This window comes from Methanofollis fontis (assembly GCF_004297185.1).
Taxonomy (GTDB): Archaea; Halobacteriota; Methanomicrobia; order Methanomicrobiales; family Methanofollaceae; genus Methanofollis; species Methanofollis fontis.
Genome location: NZ_PGCL01000001.1, coordinates 522163 through 543606, shown reverse-complemented (window position 1 = coordinate 543606; position 21444 = coordinate 522163). Strand labels below are relative to the sequence as shown.

Below are 21444 nucleotides of genomic sequence, written 5' to 3'. Positions count from 1 at the left end.
CCCATTGTGCGGTATTATCGGAATTATATCACCATTATCACCCCTGATTCCACTGTCATGACAGTTATGTATCTGTCCGTACAGTTTTGGGCATTCCTAACTTTCAGGCGATGCGGGGATGATACAGAGAGAGCAACAAGGCTCGGTGCACCCTCCAGGGAGGACATCTCCCCACGCGGGGGATGGGATCGATCCCGCTTGGCCCATTACCATGTATGGAGAGGGCGAACCTTTCCCTCCCTCACGACGGAGAGCCCACGCTATTGATCAATCCCTCTCCCCTGACAAAGCCAGGGGCTAACAAGCGATGCCAGGGGCCATACACACCTTGAACCGAATTGACCATCACCAGGAGAAAAGGAAGAGAATATAGCCGGGGATCCCGCAGAAATGGGTTATTTACCACTCCACAGAGATGCATAGGCCGCAGGAGAAGACCTTTGAGAAGAATCTGGAGAAGGCCCGGGCGAAGACCGTCCTTCGAAAACTCGGTGCATGCGAGTTCGTCTGTGAACCGAATGCCCGGATCGCAGCCGAAAAGTGGCTGGAGGAACACCCCGGATTCCGGTTCAGCTCCCTCGATATCGCCACAATCTCCCGGAGAATGGAGAAGAGGCGAGGGAGGCCAAAGAACGATGAACCGGTTGTTCTCTCGTACCGGGTTGATGCAGAGATCGAACTCGAGAGGCTGTTGAAGCGGAAAGACAGAAAATCGGGAGATTTGTGGTGGTCGAAGATGGGAGGAGGGTGAAACGGCTGACGAACCTGAGTTAGGAGTTGAGGAAGATGCTGAGGTTGCCTGGGACAGAGTACCAAAAATACTACTCATGAAGGAGGGCCTGCGGAATATCGGCAGAAGACCCTGAAACGATGCAAAAAATTTGGATTGCCTGCCGATCCTGAATATACGATGCAGGAAAAAATAATCGGGGAAATTGAGTCCTTTCTCTGCCTGTCGGGAAAAATTATTCAATCACCCTGAACCACGCGTCCCGCAGTCCCACATTATACTGGGCGATGAACATCGCATCCCCAACTTCGACTGCCCCGTTCCAGTGGACATCGGTACGCTCAAAATCATCGGTATTCTTTTCAGGCGGATCAAGCAGTCCTACGACCTCTTTGAGCACACGCAGGGTATCGGCCTGATTTACCTCACCATCATTATTGGCATCACCAAGAAGAACCCCTGAAGTGACCCTGATGTAACCGGGCTCAGAAAAGGTATCTTCACCCCCGTTAATCGAGAGCGCAACCGAATAGCTGCCGGGTGTCGTGTAGACATGAACCGGGTTTTGTTCGGTCGAGTTTGCGCCATCACCAAAGTTCCAGAACCATGCGGTGACATTGCCGGTGGATGTATCAGTGAACCGCACCGTAAGCGGGGTATGTCCCAGGAGGGGATCAGCAGTAAAGTTTGCCGCTGCAGGGAGGGTTACTCTGGCGGACGTTCCGCTTAGAATTGAGAGAAGGTTGTCCTGCCATACAACACCCCAGTTGCATGACGTATTCGTCTGAACCGAAAACTCAGATGCATCTGCCGGCAGCATAGATGCAGGTATTTCTGCCTTATTTGTGACTCCCAGATCTGCATAGCCATTGTTCTGACCTTCCCAGACATATGCTATCGGTTTGTGCATCACCGCGGTCCCATTGGGGATGATGGTTGTATCAAACCTGAAGTAATACTCTGCTCCGATTACAAGAGCAGATTTGTCAAGTTTCAGGTGATAACCACCGTCTGTCAGAAGAGGCGTTGAAAGAGGTGCATTTGTCATAAACGACGAGTTGATAATTTCAGTTGTCATATTGTGGTCTTTTGCTGATGCAAACCCGACAAATACTGACTCAAAATCAAGGTCATCCAATACCAACGTGATATTTGTCTCCTGAATTCCGGGTGCTGTAAATGTTACCTGACTGCAGTTTCGTGTCAATGTATGGGTGAATGATCTAAACTCTGCAAATGAGGTGTCTGCCCGCGTATCAAACGCACACTGTGGCCCGATTACATATTCCGGCGGGAAATTCCACTCTGCATAGGTTGAGTTCCATGATGCATAATCATCATACTCAACGGAGGTGATATTTGCAACTCCTGCAACATACGTCAGATTTCCGAGGGATACTGTTTCATCCAGATTCTCGGCATGCAGTCTGTATGTCTGGAAGGAAGGATAGGTCCCCGGGACAAATGTATCATTCTCAGTTGATGCGGCAAAGTTACGGTTCAGATCAAACCGTGCCTCTGGTACAGGTGCGGAAATGGTTATCAGATTTACCTTTGTTATGGTGTCCGAACCGCCTGCATTGGATACATTCAGGCTCACATTGAAAGTGCCTTCCATCGTGTAGAGATGCGAGGGGTTCTGAACGGTTGATGTGTTCCCGTCACCGAAGTTCCATACCCATGATGCCGGATTTCCTGTAGACGTGTCAGTGAACTGCACTGCGAGGGGGGCGGAACCGCTTGTGACATTAGCAATAAAAGCGGCAACAGGCGGGGTGGCGGGGGTGTATGATCTGAACACCTGTATCCTGTTATTGTATTCATCCGCCGCATAGACAAGGCCGTCACCATTGACTGCAACACCGAGCAGCCCTGAAAACTGACCATCACCGGAACCTGAGACCCCCCATGTGGTGATGAAAATACCATTGCCGGTAAACTTCCGGATATCAGAGGATGCCGTATAGAGATCAAAGGATGTCACATAGACATTTCCGGCATCGTCCGTTGCGATACAGGAAGGAGAAAGGAGTTGCCCGACTCCCGTGTCATCTGATGCCCATGTAGCAATGAATGTGCCGGAGCTGTCGAATTTCTGAATCCGGCCACCATATCTGTCTGTCACATAAACATTGCCGAAAGGATCTGTCGCGACACCCTGTGGATCCATGAACTCCCCGTCGCCGGTGCCATACGATCCCCATTTCGTGATGAAGGTGCCGTTAGAATCGAACTTCTGGATACGGGCAATGACATACTCTTCAGCATCTGCCACATAGATGAATCCGTCCTCATCCGCTGCGATGCCACGCAGACCACTGAACTGCCCATCACCATAGCCAATCGCCCCTCCCCATTTCGTGATGAAGGTGCCATTGGTATCGAACTTCTGGATACGGTTATTGCCTGAGTCTGCCACATAGACAAAACCTTCACCATCGATAGCGACTCCTTTCGGGAAGGAGAAATTTCCATTCGCTTCGATCACGGGGAGCTCACCAGGTAGAGATGGCGATTCCTCATGTCCCCATGTTGTGATAAAGGTGCCATTGGCATCGAACTTCTGGATGCGGTGATTGTTCGTATCTGCTACATAGACATTGCCGGCAGCATCAACCGCGACACCCTTCGGGTATGAGAACTCGCTGTCACCGGGCGGCTCAGAGCCCCATGTGGCGATGAAGGTGCCGGAACTATCGAACTTCTGGATGCGGTTATTATAGTGATCGGTTACATAGACGTAGCTTTCTGCATCAACCACGATGCCACGCGGCTCTTCAAACTCTCCGTCCCCGGCGCCCCGTAGGCCCCATGAGGTGAGGAATGTGCCGGTGCTGCTAAATTTCTGGATGCGGTTGTTAAGTGAATCAGCCACGTAGACGTTGCTGTCTGCATCCACTGCGATGCCTGTCGGAGAACGGAATTTTCCGATTCCCGTGCCATACGATCCCCATGTGGCAATGAAGGTTCCAGAACTATCGAACTTCAGGATCCTGGAGTTAATTGGGTCTGTCACATAGAGGTTGCCGGCACTGTCTACTGCGACGCTATCTGGTCCCAGCCCGAATTGCCCATCGCCAGAGCCCTGAGAGAATACAAATTTTGTGATGAAAGTGCCGGAACCATCGAACTTCTGGATGCGGTTATTCCAGTAATCAGATACATAGAGGTACCCGGCACTGTCCACGGTGATACCACGCGGATCGGAAAACTCCCCGTCGCCGGAGCCATACGATCCCCATTTCGTGATGAAGGTGCCGGAGCTGTCGAATTTCTGTATCCGATTATTATAGAGGTCTGCCACATAGATGTTGCCGGCAGCATCCATCGCAACGCCATACGGTCCATTCTCGGAATAAGAATCATAGTCGCATCCAAACTCCCCGTTGCCGGAGCCCGGAGAACCCCATTTGGTGCTAAAGGTGCCGTTACGGTCAAATTTCTGGATCCGGAGGTTATTGGCATCTGCCACGCAGACATTACCTGCGGCGTCCACCCCGATGCCCATTGGACCAAGGAGCCGCCCATCGCCATATGATCCCCATTTCATGACGAATTCATAGTTTTCTTCCGGAGGACTCACGGTTATGTATTTATTCTTTGTATCGGTGTCGCTTCCTATTTCATTCGTTGCTGTTAATGAGACAGTGTAAAAGCCCGGTATCGTATAGGTCTTTGTTGGGTTCTGTTCATGTGAGATTGTACCGTCCCCGAAAGTCCATTGCCACTCCGTTGGTTCTCCGGTTGATTCATCGGTGAATGCGACTGTCAGCGGAGCTGTACCAGCGGTTGGCAGAGCAGTGAAGCTGGCGAACGGCATTCCTTCGGGAATGGGTGCGAATACCTGGATGCGGTGATTCCGTGCTTCTGTCACATAGATATTGCCGGCGCTGTCCACCAGGGTATCCCACGGCTCGTTAAACTCCCCTTCGCCTGCACCATACGAACCAAATTCTGTCAGGAAGGTCCCGTTGTTGTCAAATATCTGAATACGATGGTTCAGGGAATCTGCCGCAAAGACATTCCCCCTCAAATCCACCGCAATACCCCTTGGTACGTTGAACTGTCCGTCGCCTGAGCCTGCAGTTCCCCATTTCGCAATGAAAGTGCCGGTGCTGGTGAATTTCTGGATATTGTTATTCCCTGCATCAGACACGAAGACGTTGCCGTCTGCATCCACTGCAATGCCATGTGGGCGGTCAAACTCTCCGTCACCGGTACCACCGGAACCCCATTTGGTGATGAAAGTACCGTTTGAATCAAACTTCTGGATCCGCTGGTTGGCATTATCTGCTACATAGATGGAGCCGTCTGCATCAATGGCGATGCCCTGTGGAAAGTCAAACTGCCCGTCACCGGTGCCATAGGATCCCCATTTGGCGATGAAAGTGCCAGTGCTGTCAAACTTCTGAATGCGGCTATTCCAGGTATCTGTCACATAGACATTGCTGTCGGAATCCACTGCAATGCCATGTGGCATGTTGAACTCCCCATCTTCTGAATATCCGGAAGAGCCCCATTTGGTGATGAATGAACCAGTTCTATTGAACTTCTGGATGCGGTCATTCCCATAATCCACCACATATATGTTACCGGCAGTGTCCATGACGATACCGTCAGGATACGTGAACTCTCCGTCAGATGTGCCTCTGGATCCCCACTCTGAGATGAAACTGAAGTTTGCCGGTGTCGGAACATCAGTGGCGTTTATGTAATTTACCTTTGTGACGGCACTGCTCCCCTGTGCATTCGTTGCATTAAGTGAGACGGTGTAGGTCCCAATAGTCGTGTAAGTTTTCTGTGGGTTCTGGTCGGTTGAATTGGTTCCATCGCCAAACTCCCAGAACCACTCTGTCGGCTCTCTTGTCGAGAGATCAGTAAACTGCACAGTAAGGGGGGCAATTCCTTTTTTGGGTGTCCCGGAGAAGTTGGCAACCGGTGGTGCCGGGTCATCGGTGACCGTTATGTAATTCTCCCGTGTTTTCGTGCTGCTGCCGTCGGCATTTGTTGTGTTGAGGGAGACGGTGTAGGTGCCCGCGGTTGTGTAGGTCTTCTGCGGGTTCTGGTCGGTTGAATTGGTTCCGTCGCCAAACTCCCAGAACCACTGTGAAGGCCCCCCGGTTGAGAGATCGGTAAACTGCACGGTAAGGGGTGCTGTTCCATTTGTGGGTGCCCCGGTGAAGTTGGCGACCGGTGGTACCGGGTCATCAGTGACCGTTATGTAATTCTCCCGTGTTTTCGTGCTGCTGCCATCGGCATTTGTTGCGTTGAGAGAAACGGTGTAGGTGCCCAAAGTTGTGTAGGTCTTCAGCGGGTTCTGCTCGACTGAATTGGTTCCGTCACCAAACTCCCAGAGCCATTCTGTCGGCACTCCGGTTGAGGTGTCATTGAATTGCACGGTCAGCGGGGCCTTTCCGGTGGTGGGTGTCCCGGTGAAGTTGGCGACCGGTGATACGGGGTCATCAGTGACCGTTATGTAATTCTCTCGTGTTTTCGTGCTGCTGCCGTCGGCATTTGTTGCGTTGAGTGAGACGGTGTAGGTGCCCGCGGTTGTGTAGGTCTTCAGCGGGTTCTGGCTGGTTGAATTGGTTCCGTCACCAAACTCCCAGAACCACTCTGTCGGCACTCCGGTTGAGGTGTCAGTGAACTGCACCGAAAGCGGGGCTGTTCCATTGGCAGGAGTTCCCGTGAAGTTGGCAACCGGTGGTGTCGGGGTGTCAGTAACCGATATATAACCCTCTTGTATTTTCGTGCTGCTCCCATCGACATTTGTTGCATTAAGCGAAACAGTGTAGGTCCCCACTGTTGTGTACGTCTTCTGAGGGGTCCGTTCAGTTGACGTTGTTCCGTCACCAAACTCCCAGAGCCACTCTGTCGGCCCTCCCGTCGATAGATCGGTGAACTGAACGGCAAGAGGTTTTCTGCCGGAGGTGGGTGTTCCGATAAAGTCAGAAACAGGGATCACCGGGAAACTGGTGACGTTAATATAGGATTCCCTTGTGGAACTGTTACTTCCACCATCATTGGTTGCATTGAGTGATATGGTGTATAAACCCGGGATCTCATAGGTGATGGTCGGATGCTGAAGTGTTGAGGTGTTCCCATCCCCAAAGTCCCAGAACCATTGTGTAGCATTCCCGGCCGAGGTGTCGTTGAACCGGACGGTCAGCGGAGCAGAACCAACGGTGGGATACCCGGTAAAATTGGTGACGGGTGGTGGCCGGGTTACGATAATTTGACCACTATATACATATATATCACTCAGATTGTCACGACCGACCCATAATGACACAATATACCAGTCCGGTATCATGAAAGTGTAGTTCAGGTTCTGCTCGTCAGTTTTGTACGACCATTCGGGATCATCAAAACGTGCCAGGTTCCACTCCCATGTGTCGGGGGGTGCAAGACCACCGGTGGAGGTGTCAGTGAACTGTACGGTAAGGGGGGCAGTACCCCCGGTGATGTTCATGGTGAAGTTCGCTTTGACCCAGTCAAGGACGGTTATGTAACCATTTTTCGTTGTTGTATTGCTACTGACTTCGTTCTCAACAGTTAGTGACACATCGTAGACGCCGGGTACGGTATAGATGGAGAATGGGTGCTGTTCAAAAGAGGAATTCCCATCCCCAAAGTCCCATGACCATGAAGTGGGCGACCCCCGGGACGTATCGGTAAAGTTCACCCGAAGAGGGAAATTCCCTTCTGTTGGCTCTCCGGTGAAGTTGGCAAATGGAAGCGATGAGAACTTCTGGATGCGGTGATAATCTCTCTGTGCCTCGCCGTCTGCCACAAAGACATATCCGCCACTATCCACTGCAACGCCCTTTGGATACTGAAAACCCCCATCTCCTGAGCCACGGTATCCCCATTTGGTGATGAAGGTGCCGTTAGAATCAAATTTCTGGACACGGTACAGCAAGCCGGAGCCAGTATAATATTGCCCTTCCGCAACGAAGAGGTTGCCCAGATCATCTACCGCAGCACCGCTTGGTGGGTAGGTAAACTGGCCGTTGCCCATGCCTTCCGAACCCCATTTTGTTATAAAGGTGCCATTCGCATCAAACTTCTGAATACGATAATTCTCATCACCGACATACACACTGTCATTCTTTCCTATTGCAATGGCCATGGGAAATCTGAACTGCCCATCGCCTGCACCCTGTGATCCCCATTGTGTAACGAAGGTGCCTGTAGAATCAAACTTCTGGACACGATGATTGACGGTATCTGCCACATAGATATTGCTGGCATTGTCCACCGCAATGCCCCCGGGACTCTCGAACTGGCCTTCACCTGAACCCTGGGTACCCCATCTGGCAATGTAGGTGCCATCTTCATCGAACTTCTGGACGCGGTTATTTGTCTGTTCCACGACATAGACATAACCTTCACCATCCACTGCGACGCCCCTGGGATACGAAAATTGACCGGCGCCGGTGCCCGTGGTACCCCATTTTGTGATAAAATCACCGGTGTTGCTGAATTTTTGTATCCTGTTATTTCCCGGATCTGCTACATAGACATTGCCTTCAATGTCCACCGCAACTCCCTCCGGCCTGATAAACTGCCCGTCGCCAGAGCCATATGAGCCCCATTTTGTGACAAATTCATATGATTCAGCGGCCTGCACCCCGGCTATAATACAGGTGCAGAAGATAAGCACTGTAAGGATTTTTACCATAGATCTCTCTCTCGTCATAATCGATTACCTCTCTGAAACAGTGTTAGAAGACGTATGTTCGGACCGGAGCGAAACGGATGAAGGATATTAAATCTATTTTGTCATTGTATATCAAAATGTATAGTTTAGTATTCCCTCTGGAAAAGGCGACAATCTTATTAATGCGAGTAAAATAGCTAAAAAACAAGGAATGAGACCACAAATGACCATTAAAACGATTCAAGGGGCGTAAGACATCCCTCCTGCATTCCCGGCAACCCATAACGTGTTCAAAAATTTCTCGTCCCACCATCTTTAAAATCTCAAATAGCACCTCTCCATCGAAGCGAAAGTTTTTAGCCCCCTCCAAGATCTCCTCTCTTTCCAGGCCCTTATAGTGCTCCCACCATCCACATGAGTCAGAGAACCTCTCCGAATTGATCAGACCAGAAGATCCTTGTGCTTTGGGCTACAAGCCCCACATGTGCCATCCTCTACTGATTTCATCGAAGGCTCCAGCATCTCGATCGATCATCTCGGGATCGTCACCGGGACCTACGACTACCTCCAGATTGCCCCGGTAATCGACCGTGCAACTCCTAAAAACACGGCCGCATCATCTCACTCACGGAGATGTCGTCAAGGCAATGGTGCTCAACGGTCTCGGGTTCATCGGTGAGAGGCATCCATCTCCCGGTTTCTCATTCCCTATCCAGATGATACGGACATGCATTATTCATAATAATGTATTTCGGGGCTGCCGGAAGCAATCATCCAGCCCTCAAAACCCCTCCCCCTTATCCAGCCGAATAACGACCCCCTCCCCCCGCCTCTGCACACTGATCCTCCCCATGATCTCCTCCCGCAGCCCCGCCAGGAGACGCTCCGATTGCCAATCGCGTTCCCCGGCAGCGTCGCCCCCGGCGGCCGCCACGGCCTTGAGGGCATAATAGGCCGCCCCATAGGCGTGCTGAGGCACATGCGCCGTCGCCACCGCCTGACCGGCGGCACGTGCGGCATAAACGGCCGGGTCATTGCCCTTCGCCTCCCGGGCGGCGGCATGGGCGGCAAGGGAGGAGCCGCGGATCTCGGCCATCCTGAATACCCCTGTCCTGACCCACCGCCGGCACGTCTCGATGGCGCTCCTCGGCCGATCGTCCCCCGGATACGCCCGCTCAAAGTGCGGCAGCACCCGTTCGGCGCAGTCCGCCGCCCAGGCCGCCATCGCCATCTGGTCCTCCCGGCTGTATTTTTTCACACAGGAGTATTATCGAGGTCTGATATGGTTTTCTCGATCCGCCGCATGAACAGGGCATGCCATCCCGGCATCCCGTCAAAAACAGAAGCACTCGAGGCGGGGACCGGCAGCACCCCTGCATGAACGTCAGAAAAGGTGGAGGGGTTAGAGCCCCGCCCTCTCAACGAGAACATCGGCGACCTGCTTTGCACTGGTGAACGGGAAGTCGCCGGGTGTAAGAAGCGCTCCCGCCTCACCTGCGGTCACTTCAACATCTCCGGACCTGCATGTGGTATCCGCACCGGCCGGCATCGCTGCAAGAAGGTCTTCGGGCGTGCGTATCGGGAACGTTGCGTCTGCAAGTGCGCCTTCGATCTGGGAATGGATCTCATCTCTTACGCTCATTTTTCTCACTCCTTTCTGGTTTTTTCGTGCACGGCCGAACGCCCTTTTGAGGGCATCGAACCACACCAGTAGATTGTCCAGTCATTGAAATATACTTAATCGGCACCAGAATATACCAAGTGCATCCAGGTAACTCACATGACCCTGAAGGTCTTTCCAGATACCATTATGCAGGATGCACATGCACCTCCTACTATGAATGAGCATCCCGATTCTGATATTGACGATATCAGGGTCAAACTCGATGAGATCCACAGGGACATCAGGACATTTATTGAAGATTCCAACAGGCAGCACCTGGAGTCCGTTCTGGCCTTTGTCAGGAGCGACTATGCCGACGTCCTGGAAAAGCACCTCATCGCCGATGCAGAGGCCGGACTCTCAAAGAACATGGTCAAAAGATGCGACCGCCTCGATCAGTGCAGGGCCGTTTTCACGGATATGCTGCAAAAAAACGCATCCCTCATCAGGCAGCCCCCGGTGGAGGGCGAATCTATCGACAGCAGGCGCGACGAGATCACAGATCTACGAAAAGCGATGCCATATGATAAATGCGACATCTGCTTCTCCGAAGTCTCGGACCTCTTCGAAAAACAGGTCAGCCTCATGCAGTCCATGAGGATATATGAAACAAAAAAGGACACAAAACAGGTCATCTCAAATATCCCGACAGAGTCTGTTATCGATGACATCCTCGAACCCCTCTGCCACCCCAAACGCCTGGAAATACTCAAAGCAGTCTCCGGCCAGTCCATGAGTTTTTCTCTCCTTTCCAATCTGACAGGCCTTCGCGGGGGCAACCTCCTGTTCCACCTCCAGAAGCTCTCAGATGGCGGGATGATCATTCAGCAACACGAGAGGGGGGACTATATGATCACGGGCAAGGGTTTCAGGGTGATGGAAGGGATCACCGAGATCTACTCCGTCCTTGCACCAGAAGATAATTGATACGGCGGCCCTGTTGGCCGTCAGCCCCGGATAATCGGGCAATCCATTTTTCTGCCATCACAGAGTTTTTGAGAGGACCACAATACAAGCCCCAAAACCCCCTCCCCCCCGCTGGCCCTCCGGAAGACGCCCGGGTCGCTATGCCATCTGATCCGGCCTGCCACTATTCTTCACAAAATATTATAATCCCGGCCCCGATATGCTGTTCTCGATCCGCCGCATGAACAGGGCATGCCACCGCAGCATGAACGGACCGGAATGATGGTGCACGACAGGTTCACCAGGCAGCACCGCCTGCTCGGCACATCCGCAGCCTGGGCCGCGTTCCTCCTCCTGATCGCATACGCCGTTACGCTGGCCCTTGGACTCCTCTCTCTCGGGTCGCCGGAGGAGCCGATCGGCGATCCCTACTTCTCCCTCATGGAGGTGCTCATCATCATGATGGCACCGTCGATGGTCGCCGTCATGGTGGCGGTCCATGCCTACGCCTCCCCCGGCGCCAGGGCATATTCCGGCATGGCGTGTGCATGCATGCTCCTGCTGGCGGGCATCACCTCCGGCGTCCACTTCGTCATCCTCACGGTCAGTCGCCAGATCGGGGCCGCCGGCTTCCCGTGGGCCCCCCTCCTCTTTTCCTTCGAGTGGCCCTCCGTCGCCTATGCCCTGGACATCCTCGCATGGGACGTCTTCTTCGCCCTCTCGATGCTCTTCGCCGCACCGGTCTTCAGGGGAGGGCGGCTGGAGACGGCGGTCCGCTACCTGATGATCGCCGGCGGCGCACTCAGCCTCGCCGGGCTCATCGGCGTGCCGCTTGCCGACATGGGCATCCGGAACATCGGCATCCTGGGCTACGTCGGATTCAGCCTTGCGGTGTTTCCCCTGCTGGGGGTCCTCTTCCGGCGTGCCGGAGAGGGAAAATAGGTCCGTGCCCGGGGGTACCGGCCCCACACGCCGGGAGCAGGGGATCGATCCGGAATGGAAGCCGGGGACATCCGATCCCGCACCGGAAGACCTACGCCGCCGCATCCTCAGGAAAGATCCGCTTCCCGATCTCCGTGTATTCGATAACACCGATGGTTTTCAGGAAATTCACCTCGCTGTCCACCTCCCATCCCTCGGCGAGTCTTCCATCCTTGATGCACCAGATGAAGACCATCCTCATCACCACCCTCCTGCCGGTGGGCGGGAGAGAGACGCCGGAGACATGCCATTCCCCGGAATGGGTCCCGGTCGCCCGGACGCAGACCCAGACCCGGTCCCCCTCGGCGATCATGTCCTCAATGTGTTCGTGCCAGTCAGGGAAACCCTCGAACGCCAGTGAAAAGAGCGTCTTAAAGGGTTCGCGACCTTCCTGCCGATGGGTGTGGTCGATATAATCCGGGGCCACCAGATCGTCGAAGAGGTCCAGGTTCCGCGTATTGTAGGCATCGATAAAACGGCGGACAAGCGCCTTATTCTCCTCAGGTGACATGGAGCATCACCCCCCATGCATCGTGCCGGTATTTACCGATTTTCGTCGCCGGTGCGGGAATCCGGGTGAGGCCATAAAGCGAAGGAGCCCCCTGCGATCCCCCTGGCGCCACCTCAAGAAAGAGACCCGCTCATTTCAGATCTTTCGGATGTCCCGGAGGATCATCCTGGAAATAAACTCCTTGTAGAGATTGTCATCCGTATAGAAGCCGTGCATCTGGCCGTCGATATCGGCGATCATGAACATATTGCGCATGTCGAGAAAGACCTGCAGGAGCATCGGATATGAGGTGTGTGCACCTTTCGGGGAAAACAGACTCTCATCCACCGTCTCGTTCACCATATAGCAGGGGAAGGGGAGCGCGGCTGCCATCTCTGGGCGCGACACAATCACGTACAGGTCCACCTGCTTCTCCACCCGCCGCAGATCGCCCGAAAATCGCTTCAGCAACTCGGCATCATTGCAGAGGATCACAATCTGCGAGCGTGCACGTCTGCACATCAGACGGAACTGGTATTCGATGCCCCCCTCGGTCAGGATCGGCACCTGACCCTGAAGAAAACGGACCGGATGATATATTCTCTCCATTTCATGCAAGCATTCCGAGATTTTTTTGATTCTGGACATCATATCATCCTGAACTGCAAAGAGTGTCCGGTGAATGTCCTCCACTTTATACATCACCGGATTTTTCCCTGCCGCAGTGATGAACTGCTTCTCCTGCAGGTACGAGAGAGTCTCATATACCCGCCCTCTCGGGATCCCGGTCAATTTATGCAGTTCTGTTGCACTTGCCAGACCCAGTCCAAACAAAGCAACATAGATCTTTGCATCGTACTCCCGAAGCCCGCATTCGATCAGCTGCCTGCAGAGAACGTCGTTTACCGGGGTGGGAGGGTCCATATAAAATGTTCATTCCCGGTGCTCATACATGAGGATTTCGAACGACCTCCCGACCGATCCCGGAGGCAGGAAAACACGACATTCATGTCGAACTGCATAATAGAGCGACGTGCACATCTAAACGGATCGATTGGAGACGGCATGGTGCCCGGATGAAGGATGATCCATGCAGTCTGAAGACGGGAATCTCCCGCTCCTCCCTGCAGATTTCACCGACGGTCGAGCTCCTCGAAAAGCGGACATGGATATCTGCATAGATTTATCAATCCCCAAACACACATCCGGGGAATGCCAGACGGCACGGGAAGGAGACAACATGTTATTGATAACAGCCAGATGCAACGTAAAACCAGAATCAGTTGACGACTTTCTCGACCTTGCTCAGAGTATGGTCCAAAAAAGCAGAAACGAGGGGGGAAACATCTCCTATGACCTCTATGCAGATCTGAACGATTCAAACGGCTTCACCTTTGTCGAGGCATGGGCGGACCAGAAGGCGATCGATCTCCACAACGCAAGTGAGCATTTCAAGCACTTCGTAGACAGCACGGGACCGCTCTTTGCAGGACCGCTCGATATCAACCTGTACCGAAAAATGACGTAGGGCCGGATGCATCACCACAACCCCCTCCCCTTCTCCCCTGCAGCAGACGGACCGTGAAGATTGTTGTGCGGCAGACTCTCCAGCACCCCTTTTAATAACGGAGATTCCGCAATATATCGAAAAATTGCCTTTTTGCACATGAAACGCCCATTCCGCCGCCCGGGGAGCAAAAAATATTTTTATACTGATTTCGATATGCCCGACCGACGGCCGTTTTTCGGTCGCCCAGAATGGAGTGATACATCATGGCAAAGAAAATCAAAGGACTGGCGATGAAGCGGATCGGAGAGATCGGCTGGGTTAAAAAAGAGGCACCGGAGTGCGGACCGTGCGACGCACTGGTAAAACCGCTGGCCATGGCGCCATGCACCTCCGACATCCACACCGTCTGGGAGGGTGCGATCGGCGAGCGCACCGACATGATCCTCGGACATGAGGCCGTCGGAGAAGTGGTTGAAGTCGGTCCGATGGTGAAGGACTTCAAACCGGGAGACCGGGTCATCGTCCCTGCGATCACCCCAGACTGGATGAGCGTCGAGGCCCAGGCCGGTTTCGGCATGCACTCCGGCGGAATGCTCGCAGGCTGGAAGTTCTCCAACTTCAAAGACGGCGTATTCGGAGAACTCTTCCATGTCAATGAAGCTGACGGCAACCTCGCACTTCTTCCCGACTCCATCGACGTCGCCGAGGCGACCATGCTCTGCGACATGGTCCCGACCGGTTTCCATGCAGCAGAACTCGCCGACGTGAAGCTGGGCGACACGGTCTGCTGCATCGGCATCGGCCCGGTCGGCCTGATGGCCGTCGCAGGCGCAAACCTCATGGGTGCATCCCATATCCTGGCGGTCGGGAGCAGACCAAACTGCGTCGAGGCGGCAAAGGGCTACGGCGCCACCGACACGATCAACTACAAAGAAGGCGATATCGTCGACCAGGTCATGGAAAAGACCGACGGAAAGGGTGTTGACAAGGTCTGTATCGCAGGCGGGAATGTCGAGACCATGGACCAGGCAATCCGCATGCTCAAGCCCGGAGGAAAGGTCGGCAACGTCAACTACCTGGGCTCAGGCGACTATGTCATCGTGCCGCGTGTCGAGTGGGGATGCGGTATGAGCCACAAGTTCATCCACTGTGGTCTGATGCCCGGAGGCAGATTGCGGATGGAGAAACTCGCAAGCCTGGTCGAAGTCGGCAAACTCGACCTCAAGCCGCTGGTCACCCACACATTCAAGGGATTCGACAAAGTCGAGGAAGCGCTGCTCCTGATGAAGGAGAAACCGGTCGACCTGATCAAACCGGTCGTTGTTGTGTGAAGTCATCCACACAACCCGTTTTTGTGGAAACACACCGGTCCAATTCGGAACGTAACCATCTGGAGACAGATATGAAAGTAGGAATAATTGGCGGCACCGGAAACATCGGTGAAGGCCTTGCACGCCGGATCTGCATCAGCGGCAAACATGACGTCATTATCGGCTCCCGTGATCCCGCAAAAGCGGAAACAGCTGCCGGAGGCGTCACCGAGGCGCTCAGCGAACGCGGTGTCGGTTTTTCGGCCTGTAGCGGAGGAGCAAACGCAGACTGCTGTGATGCAGACATTATCATCCTCTCGCTTCCGTTTGACAAGATCGAATCCACCATTGAGGCAATTGGCAAAGAAAAATTCGAGAACAAAGTTGTTGTCTCCCTGATCAACCCGATGCTCAGGTATCCGGAGGAGAAATGCTTCCTTCACGATTCCCCTGCCGAAACTTCGGCGGCGCTGGCGATTAAAAAGATGCTTCCAGAATCCGCCAAACTGACTACCGGTTTCAACAATGTCGCCGCCGGAAAATGGATGCGGCTTGATGAGGAGCTTGACTACAGCGTCGTGGTCTGCGGAGACGACAAAGATGCCAAGGACACCGTCAGAGAACTCGTGGCCGATGTCTCGAAACTGCAGCCCCTCGACGGCGGACCGCTGAAGATGTCGAACATCGTCGAGAGCATCACACCTCTCGTGATCACCCTTGCAATGAACAACGGTCTCAAGGACGTGGGGGTGTACTTCAGGTAATCCGGCGGTCAGGGAAGTGAAAAGGTCCTGACCCGTATGGACGGTGTGAGGTCCATACGAGAGGAAAATATGGGCGAATGAGTTTCAATCGCCCGATTTTCCTTCGATCCCTCTGTTGAGAAGGAACCGCTGAAAGTGCGATTGGCCTATGGACGCACAACCTCTTGCTGTCGGGATAATCGGCTGTGGGAATGTAGGGCGCATTCTTGCAGAGAAGCAGAATACCTTCCGGATAACCGCCGCATATGATTGTGTCCCCGGATGCGCCCTGGATTTCTCCGCGAGGTTTGGCGCAAAGCCGCTGACCGAGTTTGCAGAACTTCTCGCCGAACCGGTCGAGATCGTGGTGGAGGCCGCATCGGTTTCGGCTGTGCGGGAATACGCGATCGATGTTCTCCGATCGGGCAAAGACCTGATCATCCTCAGTGTCGGGGCACTCGCTGACGAAACATTCCGCATAGAACTGCTTGGCGAAGCCCGGAGACTGAACCGGAAGATCCACGTCCCATCAGGAGCGATTATGGGGCTCGACAATATCAGGATCGGGCAGGTATCCAGTGTCGACACCATCCTGTTGCGGACCACAAAAAATCCGTTGTCTCTGGGCATCGGGGAACCTGAAACAAAATGCGTCTTTTCCGGGACTGCGAGCGAATGTGTTCAGCGGTATCCAAAAAATACGAATGTCGCCGTATCACTCTCTCTCGCCTGCGGGTGCGACGCCAGCGTGGAGGTGTGGAGCGATCCCGGTGAAACAAAAAACATGCATGAGATCATCTTCTCCGGTGAGTTCGGGGAGGCGTATATCAGGATCAGGAACAACCCCTCGTCCGGCAACGGAGCGACAAGTCGTCTTGCAGCGCTGTCCGCGTTAAGTATTCTTGAAAACCTGAAGAACCCGCTGGTGATCGGGGCATAACATCTCCTTTTCACACCTCTCCGATTGAGGCGGCGTTTCACCGCGTGGTCGGCAGAGGAGTGCCTCTTCTCACGGATACCACCGGGGGAGATGATGTCCTCTATCGTTGCCAATGGATACACCCTGATGGGTATCCCCCACCGCATTGGACCATACTTTAATGTCCGCACACCTCACACGGACAATTCGGAGGAGGCAATCCCCACAACAGATACACCCTCAGGCCCTCCGCCACAAACGCATCGCCTGAAATGACCCTCCAGAAAAATGGACCTGATACCATGAAGACCTGTATCATCTACCATTCCCATTCAGGGACCACCCGGAGCGTGGCCGAAGAGGTGAGGGACGCCACCGGCGGAGACCTCATCGAGGTGAGGCTGAAAGAGGGGCATTCTTCGCCCGTTGCATACTTCCTCGGGCTGTTCCGGGCCCTGACACACGGGCACAACCCGATCGAACCGGCGCAGATCGACGTCTCGGCGGCGGACGTCATCGTGATCGGGACCCCGGTCTGGACCCGCCGGGCCACCCCGGCGATCACGGCGGCGGTCGACGCCCTGGAGGGAGGCGAAGGAAAGAGGGCCGTCCTGTTTGCGACCTGCGGCGCGATGGCAGGCGACACCCTCCCGGCCCTTGCCGGAGCACTGACGGCGCGGGGCATGCGGGTCGACGGGGAGCACGTGCTGACGGCAGCAGACCTCCGTGACGGCGAGGCCGTAAAGAGGCTGATCGCAGACGTCATGAAGACAGGGGAGGCCCCATGACGACCGCCGCTGGGGGATGTGCGACAGTCCGGCGGGGGGCGTGAATTACCGGAGAACAGGAGGAGAGATCATGGCGCAACTTGTACTCATCGACACCGCCACCGGCACCCGGATACGCCACCGCGTACGGGGGATGAAGGACGCCCTGAAGCAGCAGGAATGGTACGAATCCAGCCTCGGACGACGGATCAGGATCGAAAAACGATTCAAGAAAAGATAATCTGTGCGTTCAGCCCTCCGGCAACAGCCTGACCGCTAGCACGGCTACACAACTCCCGATCACCACCTCGCCGAACCGGAGGGCGGCGTTGAGCACCGGACCGGTCTCCGGGTTGAGGGTGGAGAAGACCATCACCACCCCCACCGTGACGGCGGCCAGACGCCCGTGGGCCGGCACCGCGATCGCCTGGCAGGCGAGCACCGTTATCCCGATCAGCAGGGCCATGCCGACGGGATTGAAGGGGAGAACGAGGAGATACGCCGCAGCGAACACCGCCCCGATGAGCGAACCCAGCACCCGGAGCAGGGCCGAGGACTCGGTGTCCGCCCGCCTCTCCTGCATCACCACGATCCCGGAGATCATTGCCCAGAGTCCGCCGATCATGGCCGACTGCGGTCCCCCCTCCAGCAATGCAGTGACCAGACCGGCAATCACATAGGAGAGGAGAGCGACCAGGGCATACTGGAGGGCGATCCCCGCGGCACCCCGCACCCCCCCGGAGAAGAGATTCATAGAGAGAATGTGCGGCGCCCCGTATAAAGGAGACAGGGGGCGGCCGAGACGCCGCCATTCACAATTTTTTTCCCATTCCGGGTCGAAAAAATGCCGAGGTGCATACATGAACGCCCCCCCGGACAGGACCATCCCGATCATCGCCTGTATCGCCCTTCTTCTCACGCTCGCCCTCGCTGTCATGGCGATCGCCCCGGTCTCCGTCACAGGCTGCCAGGGCGCCAGAGCATCGGACGACGCTTCGAGCGTCCCCGACCACCTGGAGCAGACCACGCTCCTGCTGACCGCACCCGACGCCGCCGACCGCATTCCCTATCGGGAGCGGGGATTTTCGGATGAGGTCGAGGCCTCGATCGCCTGGTGGATGGCACCGGACTTTTATGACACCACCTCAGAGTACCGGGGATACCTGAGAGGGACGACCGACGAACAGGCCGAATATGCCGAAGAAAAACAGGTGTTCTACACATTCATCACCGAAAACCTTGACGACGCCATCAACGCCTCCAAACTCCATTCCGACCTCCTGCTCTTCCGCGGCATCTCACCGGGGTTGGCGGGCATGGTGATCGACCATGCCGAGTACACCGATGCCGCCTTCGCCTCCACCTCCTATGACATCACCCTCAGTCTGGGGCTGTTCGCATCACCAGACGAGACTGGATATGCGAATGTGCTGATCCTCAAGCGCCATGCCGGCGATCACGCACTCTATATCAACGAAGACGAGCGGGAATACCTCCAGCCCAGGGATTCGGCCTGGTATGTGGCGAGGACGGTGGAGGTGGAAGACCTCACCGTCGAGTCCGACTTCCCCCTCATCGTGAACAACCGCACCTCCGCATCTTTCGAGGGGGTCAGGCTGATCTATATCGTGGAGGAGGACGGATGAACGGGGCTCCCTCCCCGGAGGCACGGAGGAAAAACCGTTTTGTCCTTGAAGAGGGCGATATCAGGATCACCGGCCGGCACCCCCCGGACGAAGAGGAGAAAGGGGCGGCTGAAGCCTTCTTTCTACGGGTGCTCAGGCAGGAAGGCGATACAGAGGGAAAATAATCTCCCTGCGCGGCTGCGGCGGCGAGAAGGCACAAATCACGGGCAAAAGCAGAAATACCGGAGCATAGCACCCATAACCCGCCAAAAAGAGAAGTAGAACCCATTTTAAGGGCGCATAAAGGGCTAATGTCCCATTCACGCCACCAATATGGCATCCGGCCCTTCTACCCCCGATCAATACAGCCGCATTCTTATACTGCCGCCCCACACCTGTACCCTACAGACCTCAGTGCCATCCCATGATATCCGTCCTGTATGTTGACGACGAGCCCTCACTCCTCGAGATCTGCACCCTCTTCCTCGAACGCGGAGGCGACATCTCTGTCGATACGGCCCTATCCGCAGGCGACGCCATCGAGCGGATGGCATCCCACCATTACGACGCCGTCATCTCCGACTACCAGATGCCGGGCATGGACGGGATCGAGTTCCTCCGCACCGTCCGGGAATCAGGCGACGGCATACCCTTCATCATATTCACCGGAAAGGGGCGGGAGGAGGTGGTGATCGAGGCGCTCAACTGCGGTGCCGATTTCTACCTCCAGAAAGGGGGAGACCCGAAGAGCCAGTTCGCCGAGCTGAAGTCAAAAATCCTCCATTCCACGGCGCGAAAACGTGCTGAGGAGGCGCAGAGGGAGAGTGAGGAGCGCCTCAGGACACTGATCGGCGCCATGCCCGACATCGTCTGCTTCAAGGACGGGGAGGGGCGCTGGCTGGAGGCGAATGAGTTCACTCTGGGACTTCTCGGACTTGGAGAGGGAGAGTATCGGGGTAAGACCGATGCCGACCTCGCAGATCTCTCCCCGCTCTACCGCCACGCCCTCCAGAACTGCGAACGGATCGACCACGCGGCCTGGGGGGCCGGAAAACCCGTCAGGAAAGATGAGGCGATACCGCGGCCTGACGGCACCCCGATGATCTTTGACTTCATCAAGGTGCCCACCTATCATCCGGACGGTACCAGAAAGGGGCTGATCGTCATCGGGCGGGACGTGACCGAGCGGAGTCGCGCCGAATGCGCCATCAGGGAGAGCGAAGAGAAGTACCGAACGCTCGTCGAGGAAATCAGGGACGGTTTCTTCATGACCGACCATTCCGGGACGATCACGTTTGCGACGCAGACCCTGGCCAATATCTTCGGGTGCGATGCCCCGGCGGAGATGGCGGGGCAGAGTTTCTCCAGATGGGTCAGCCCCGAACAGCGGAAATGGGCGGTATCCGCCTTCACCAGCGGGATCGAGACGGGGAAGATGTCGGAGACCCCAATCGAGGTGCCGGTGGTGCGGGAGGACGGTACATTGGCATGGACCGAGATCAAGACCTACCCGATCATCAGGAACGGCACTACCGAGGGGGCGAGGGGGATCGTCCGCGATATTACGGCGCGCAAACAGGCCTCCATCGCACTGGCGGAGAGCGAAGAGATATTCCACGCCGTCACGAATGCCGCCATCGACGGGATCATCATGATCGATGACCGGGGGTGCATCACCTTCTGGAACCCGGCGGCCGAACGGATCTTCGGCTACAGCGCCGGGGAGGCGATCGGCAGGAACGTCCATGATCTCATCGCCCCCGGACACCGGCACGCCACCATCAGAGAGGGGTTCAGGCATTTCAGCGCCACCGGTATCGGCCCGGTGATCGGCAGGACGCTCAGACTGGAGGCTGTCCGAAAGAGCGGCGAAGACTTCCCGATCGAACTCTCGGTCTCGGCGGTGCGGATGCGGGACGGATGGCACGCCGTCGGGATCGTCAGGGACGTCAGCGAACGGGTGCAGGGCTGAAGCCCTGAAGAATTAATACACATCAATTTTGAGATATTTGGCCACCACCACCGGCGGGCGCCACAAATACATATCTTTTTATCATAGTGAAAGATCTTCCTGAGCCCGCATTTGCGGGCGAAATGGAGGTTCGAATGATGAAACCGAGTTTGTGGGATATCACGA

Annotated in this window: 17 protein-coding genes and 2 pseudogenes; 13 read left to right on the top strand and 6 right to left on the bottom strand. The window is 55.3% G+C overall.

The window, feature by feature from the left end; translation table 11 throughout:
• Nucleotides 1-376 precede the first annotated feature (376 nt).
• Nucleotides 377-729: pseudogene (locus CUJ86_RS02645) on the top strand (IS1634 family transposase); the annotation flags it as partial.
• A 236-nt stretch (nucleotides 730-965) separates the two neighbouring features.
• Here the strand turns inward: CUJ86_RS02645 and CUJ86_RS12120 are convergent.
• Nucleotides 966-8363, bottom strand: a complete 7398-nt coding sequence (locus CUJ86_RS12120; RefSeq protein ID WP_235855551.1) for a PKD domain-containing protein — start codon at nucleotides 8361-8363, stop codon at nucleotides 966-968.
• 535 nt (nucleotides 8364-8898) lie between these two features.
• Between CUJ86_RS12120 and CUJ86_RS12350 the strand changes: the two are divergent.
• Nucleotides 8899-9076: pseudogene (locus tag CUJ86_RS12350) on the top strand (DUF4277 domain-containing protein); the annotation flags it as partial.
• Between the two features lie 98 nt (nucleotides 9077-9174).
• Here the strand turns inward: CUJ86_RS12350 and CUJ86_RS02635 are convergent.
• Nucleotides 9175-9651, bottom strand: coding sequence for a putative immunity protein (locus CUJ86_RS02635; RefSeq protein WP_130645997.1), 477 nt, complete (start codon nucleotides 9649-9651; stop codon nucleotides 9175-9177).
• Nucleotides 9652-9795: 144 nt separating this feature from the next.
• Nucleotides 9796-10035 (bottom strand): MTH865 family protein, encoded by a 240-nt coding sequence (locus CUJ86_RS02630; protein WP_130645996.1) that lies wholly within the window; start codon nucleotides 10033-10035, stop codon nucleotides 9796-9798.
• Between the two features lie 195 nt (nucleotides 10036-10230).
• On the opposite strand from CUJ86_RS02630, the gene CUJ86_RS02625 reads away from it, so the two are divergent.
• Both CUJ86_RS02625 and CUJ86_RS02620 read left to right on the top strand, forming a co-directional pair.
• Nucleotides 10231-10983, top strand: coding sequence for a winged helix-turn-helix domain-containing protein (locus tag CUJ86_RS02625; RefSeq protein WP_130645995.1), 753 nt, complete (start codon nucleotides 10231-10233; stop codon nucleotides 10981-10983).
• Between the two features lie 231 nt (nucleotides 10984-11214).
• Nucleotides 11215-11904 (top strand): hypothetical protein, encoded by a 690-nt coding sequence (locus CUJ86_RS02620; RefSeq protein WP_235855550.1) that lies wholly within the window; start codon nucleotides 11215-11217, stop codon nucleotides 11902-11904.
• Nucleotides 11905-11995: 91 nt separating this feature from the next.
• On the opposite strand, the gene CUJ86_RS02615 is transcribed toward CUJ86_RS02620, so the two are convergent.
• The gene (locus CUJ86_RS02615; RefSeq protein ID WP_130645994.1) at nucleotides 11996-12454 is read right to left on the bottom strand and encodes an ester cyclase; all 459 of its coding nucleotides are present in this window, start codon (nucleotides 12452-12454) and stop codon (nucleotides 11996-11998) included.
• A 135-nt stretch (nucleotides 12455-12589) separates the two neighbouring features.
• Nucleotides 12590-13357, bottom strand: coding sequence for a TrmB family transcriptional regulator (locus tag CUJ86_RS02610; RefSeq protein ID WP_130645993.1), 768 nt, complete (start codon nucleotides 13355-13357; stop codon nucleotides 12590-12592).
• Between the two features lie 316 nt (nucleotides 13358-13673).
• Here CUJ86_RS02610 and CUJ86_RS02605 point away from each other — a divergent pair, with 316 nt between their 5' ends.
• The 6 genes from CUJ86_RS02605 (at nucleotide 13674) to CUJ86_RS11755 (ending at nucleotide 17923) form a co-directional block, all read left to right on the top strand.
• Nucleotides 13674-13961, top strand: a complete 288-nt coding sequence (locus tag CUJ86_RS02605; protein ID WP_130645992.1) for a putative quinol monooxygenase — start codon at nucleotides 13674-13676, stop codon at nucleotides 13959-13961.
• Nucleotides 13962-14206: 245 nt separating this feature from the next.
• Complete coding sequence (locus CUJ86_RS02600; protein WP_328590931.1) at nucleotides 14207-15274, top strand: NAD(P)-dependent alcohol dehydrogenase; 1068 nt, start codon at nucleotides 14207-14209, stop codon at nucleotides 15272-15274.
• Between the two features lie 71 nt (nucleotides 15275-15345).
• Nucleotides 15346-16017, top strand: coding sequence for an NADPH-dependent F420 reductase (npdG, locus tag CUJ86_RS02595; protein ID WP_130645991.1), 672 nt, complete (start codon nucleotides 15346-15348; stop codon nucleotides 16015-16017).
• 148 nt (nucleotides 16018-16165) lie between these two features.
• A complete protein-coding gene (gene nadX, locus CUJ86_RS02590) occupies nucleotides 16166-16936 on the top strand; it encodes an aspartate dehydrogenase (RefSeq protein ID WP_130645990.1) in 771 nt (256 codons plus the stop codon).
• Nucleotides 16937-17217: 281 nt separating this feature from the next.
• Complete coding sequence (locus CUJ86_RS02585; protein WP_130645989.1) at nucleotides 17218-17703, top strand: flavodoxin family protein; 486 nt, start codon at nucleotides 17218-17220, stop codon at nucleotides 17701-17703.
• Between the two features lie 70 nt (nucleotides 17704-17773).
• Nucleotides 17774-17923 carry a hypothetical protein gene (locus CUJ86_RS11755; RefSeq protein WP_165394743.1) on the top strand — a complete coding sequence of 50 codons (150 nt, stop codon included), beginning with the start codon at nucleotides 17774-17776 and terminating at the stop codon, nucleotides 17921-17923.
• Nucleotides 17924-17932: 9 nt separating this feature from the next.
• Here CUJ86_RS11755 and CUJ86_RS02580 read toward each other — a convergent pair whose 3' ends face one another.
• Nucleotides 17933-18436 (bottom strand): FUSC family protein, encoded by a 504-nt coding sequence (locus CUJ86_RS02580; protein ID WP_130645988.1) that lies wholly within the window; start codon nucleotides 18434-18436, stop codon nucleotides 17933-17935.
• Between the two features lie 106 nt (nucleotides 18437-18542).
• Here CUJ86_RS02580 and CUJ86_RS02575 point away from each other — a divergent pair, with 106 nt between their 5' ends.
• From CUJ86_RS02575 to CUJ86_RS02570, 3 genes are all read left to right on the top strand, one after another.
• Nucleotides 18543-19328 (top strand): ADP-ribosyltransferase family protein, encoded by a 786-nt coding sequence (locus CUJ86_RS02575; RefSeq protein WP_130645987.1) that lies wholly within the window; start codon nucleotides 18543-18545, stop codon nucleotides 19326-19328.
• Nucleotides 19325-19492, top strand: coding sequence for a hypothetical protein (locus tag CUJ86_RS11750; protein ID WP_165394742.1), 168 nt, complete (start codon nucleotides 19325-19327; stop codon nucleotides 19490-19492). The genes CUJ86_RS02575 and CUJ86_RS11750 overlap by 4 nt, the downstream gene beginning before the upstream one ends.
• A 239-nt stretch (nucleotides 19493-19731) precedes the next feature.
• Nucleotides 19732-21279, top strand: coding sequence for a PAS domain S-box protein (locus CUJ86_RS02570; RefSeq protein WP_130645986.1), 1548 nt, complete (start codon nucleotides 19732-19734; stop codon nucleotides 21277-21279).
• Nucleotides 21280-21444 lie beyond the last annotated feature (165 nt).

What these genes read in the sequence shown, in the direction of transcription:
- CUJ86_RS02625 (WP_130645995.1), top strand. Translation starts at nt 10,231, where the DNA reads ATGAATGAGCATCCCGATTCTGATATTGACGATATCAGGGTCAAACTC.
- CUJ86_RS02630 (WP_130645996.1), bottom strand. Translation starts at nt 10,035, where the DNA reads ATGAGCGTAAGAGATGAGATCCATTCCCAGATCGAAGGCGCACTTGCA.
- CUJ86_RS02570 (WP_130645986.1), top strand. Translation starts at nt 19,732, where the DNA reads ATGATATCCGTCCTGTATGTTGACGACGAGCCCTCACTCCTCGAGATC.
- CUJ86_RS02610 (WP_130645993.1), bottom strand. Translation starts at nt 13,357, where the DNA reads ATGGACCCTCCCACCCCGGTAAACGACGTTCTCTGCAGGCAGCTGATC.
- CUJ86_RS02600 (WP_328590931.1), top strand. Translation starts at nt 14,207, where the DNA reads ATGGCAAAGAAAATCAAAGGACTGGCGATGAAGCGGATCGGAGAGATC.
- CUJ86_RS02580 (WP_130645988.1), bottom strand. Translation starts at nt 18,436, where the DNA reads ATGAATCTCTTCTCCGGGGGGGTGCGGGGTGCCGCGGGGATCGCCCTC.
- CUJ86_RS02615 (WP_130645994.1), bottom strand. Translation starts at nt 12,454, where the DNA reads ATGTCACCTGAGGAGAATAAGGCGCTTGTCCGCCGTTTTATCGATGCC.
- nadX (WP_130645990.1), top strand. Translation starts at nt 16,166, where the DNA reads ATGGACGCACAACCTCTTGCTGTCGGGATAATCGGCTGTGGGAATGTA.
- CUJ86_RS02585 (WP_130645989.1), top strand. Translation starts at nt 17,218, where the DNA reads ATGAAGACCTGTATCATCTACCATTCCCATTCAGGGACCACCCGGAGC.
- CUJ86_RS02575 (WP_130645987.1), top strand. Translation starts at nt 18,543, where the DNA reads ATGAACGCCCCCCCGGACAGGACCATCCCGATCATCGCCTGTATCGCC.
- CUJ86_RS02605 (WP_130645992.1), top strand. Translation starts at nt 13,674, where the DNA reads ATGTTATTGATAACAGCCAGATGCAACGTAAAACCAGAATCAGTTGAC.
- CUJ86_RS11750 (WP_165394742.1), top strand. Translation starts at nt 19,325, where the DNA reads ATGAACGGGGCTCCCTCCCCGGAGGCACGGAGGAAAAACCGTTTTGTC.
- npdG (WP_130645991.1), top strand. Translation starts at nt 15,346, where the DNA reads ATGAAAGTAGGAATAATTGGCGGCACCGGAAACATCGGTGAAGGCCTT.
- CUJ86_RS11755 (WP_165394743.1), top strand. Translation starts at nt 17,774, where the DNA reads ATGGCGCAACTTGTACTCATCGACACCGCCACCGGCACCCGGATACGC.
- CUJ86_RS02620 (WP_235855550.1), top strand. Translation starts at nt 11,215, where the DNA reads ATGCCACCGCAGCATGAACGGACCGGAATGATGGTGCACGACAGGTTC.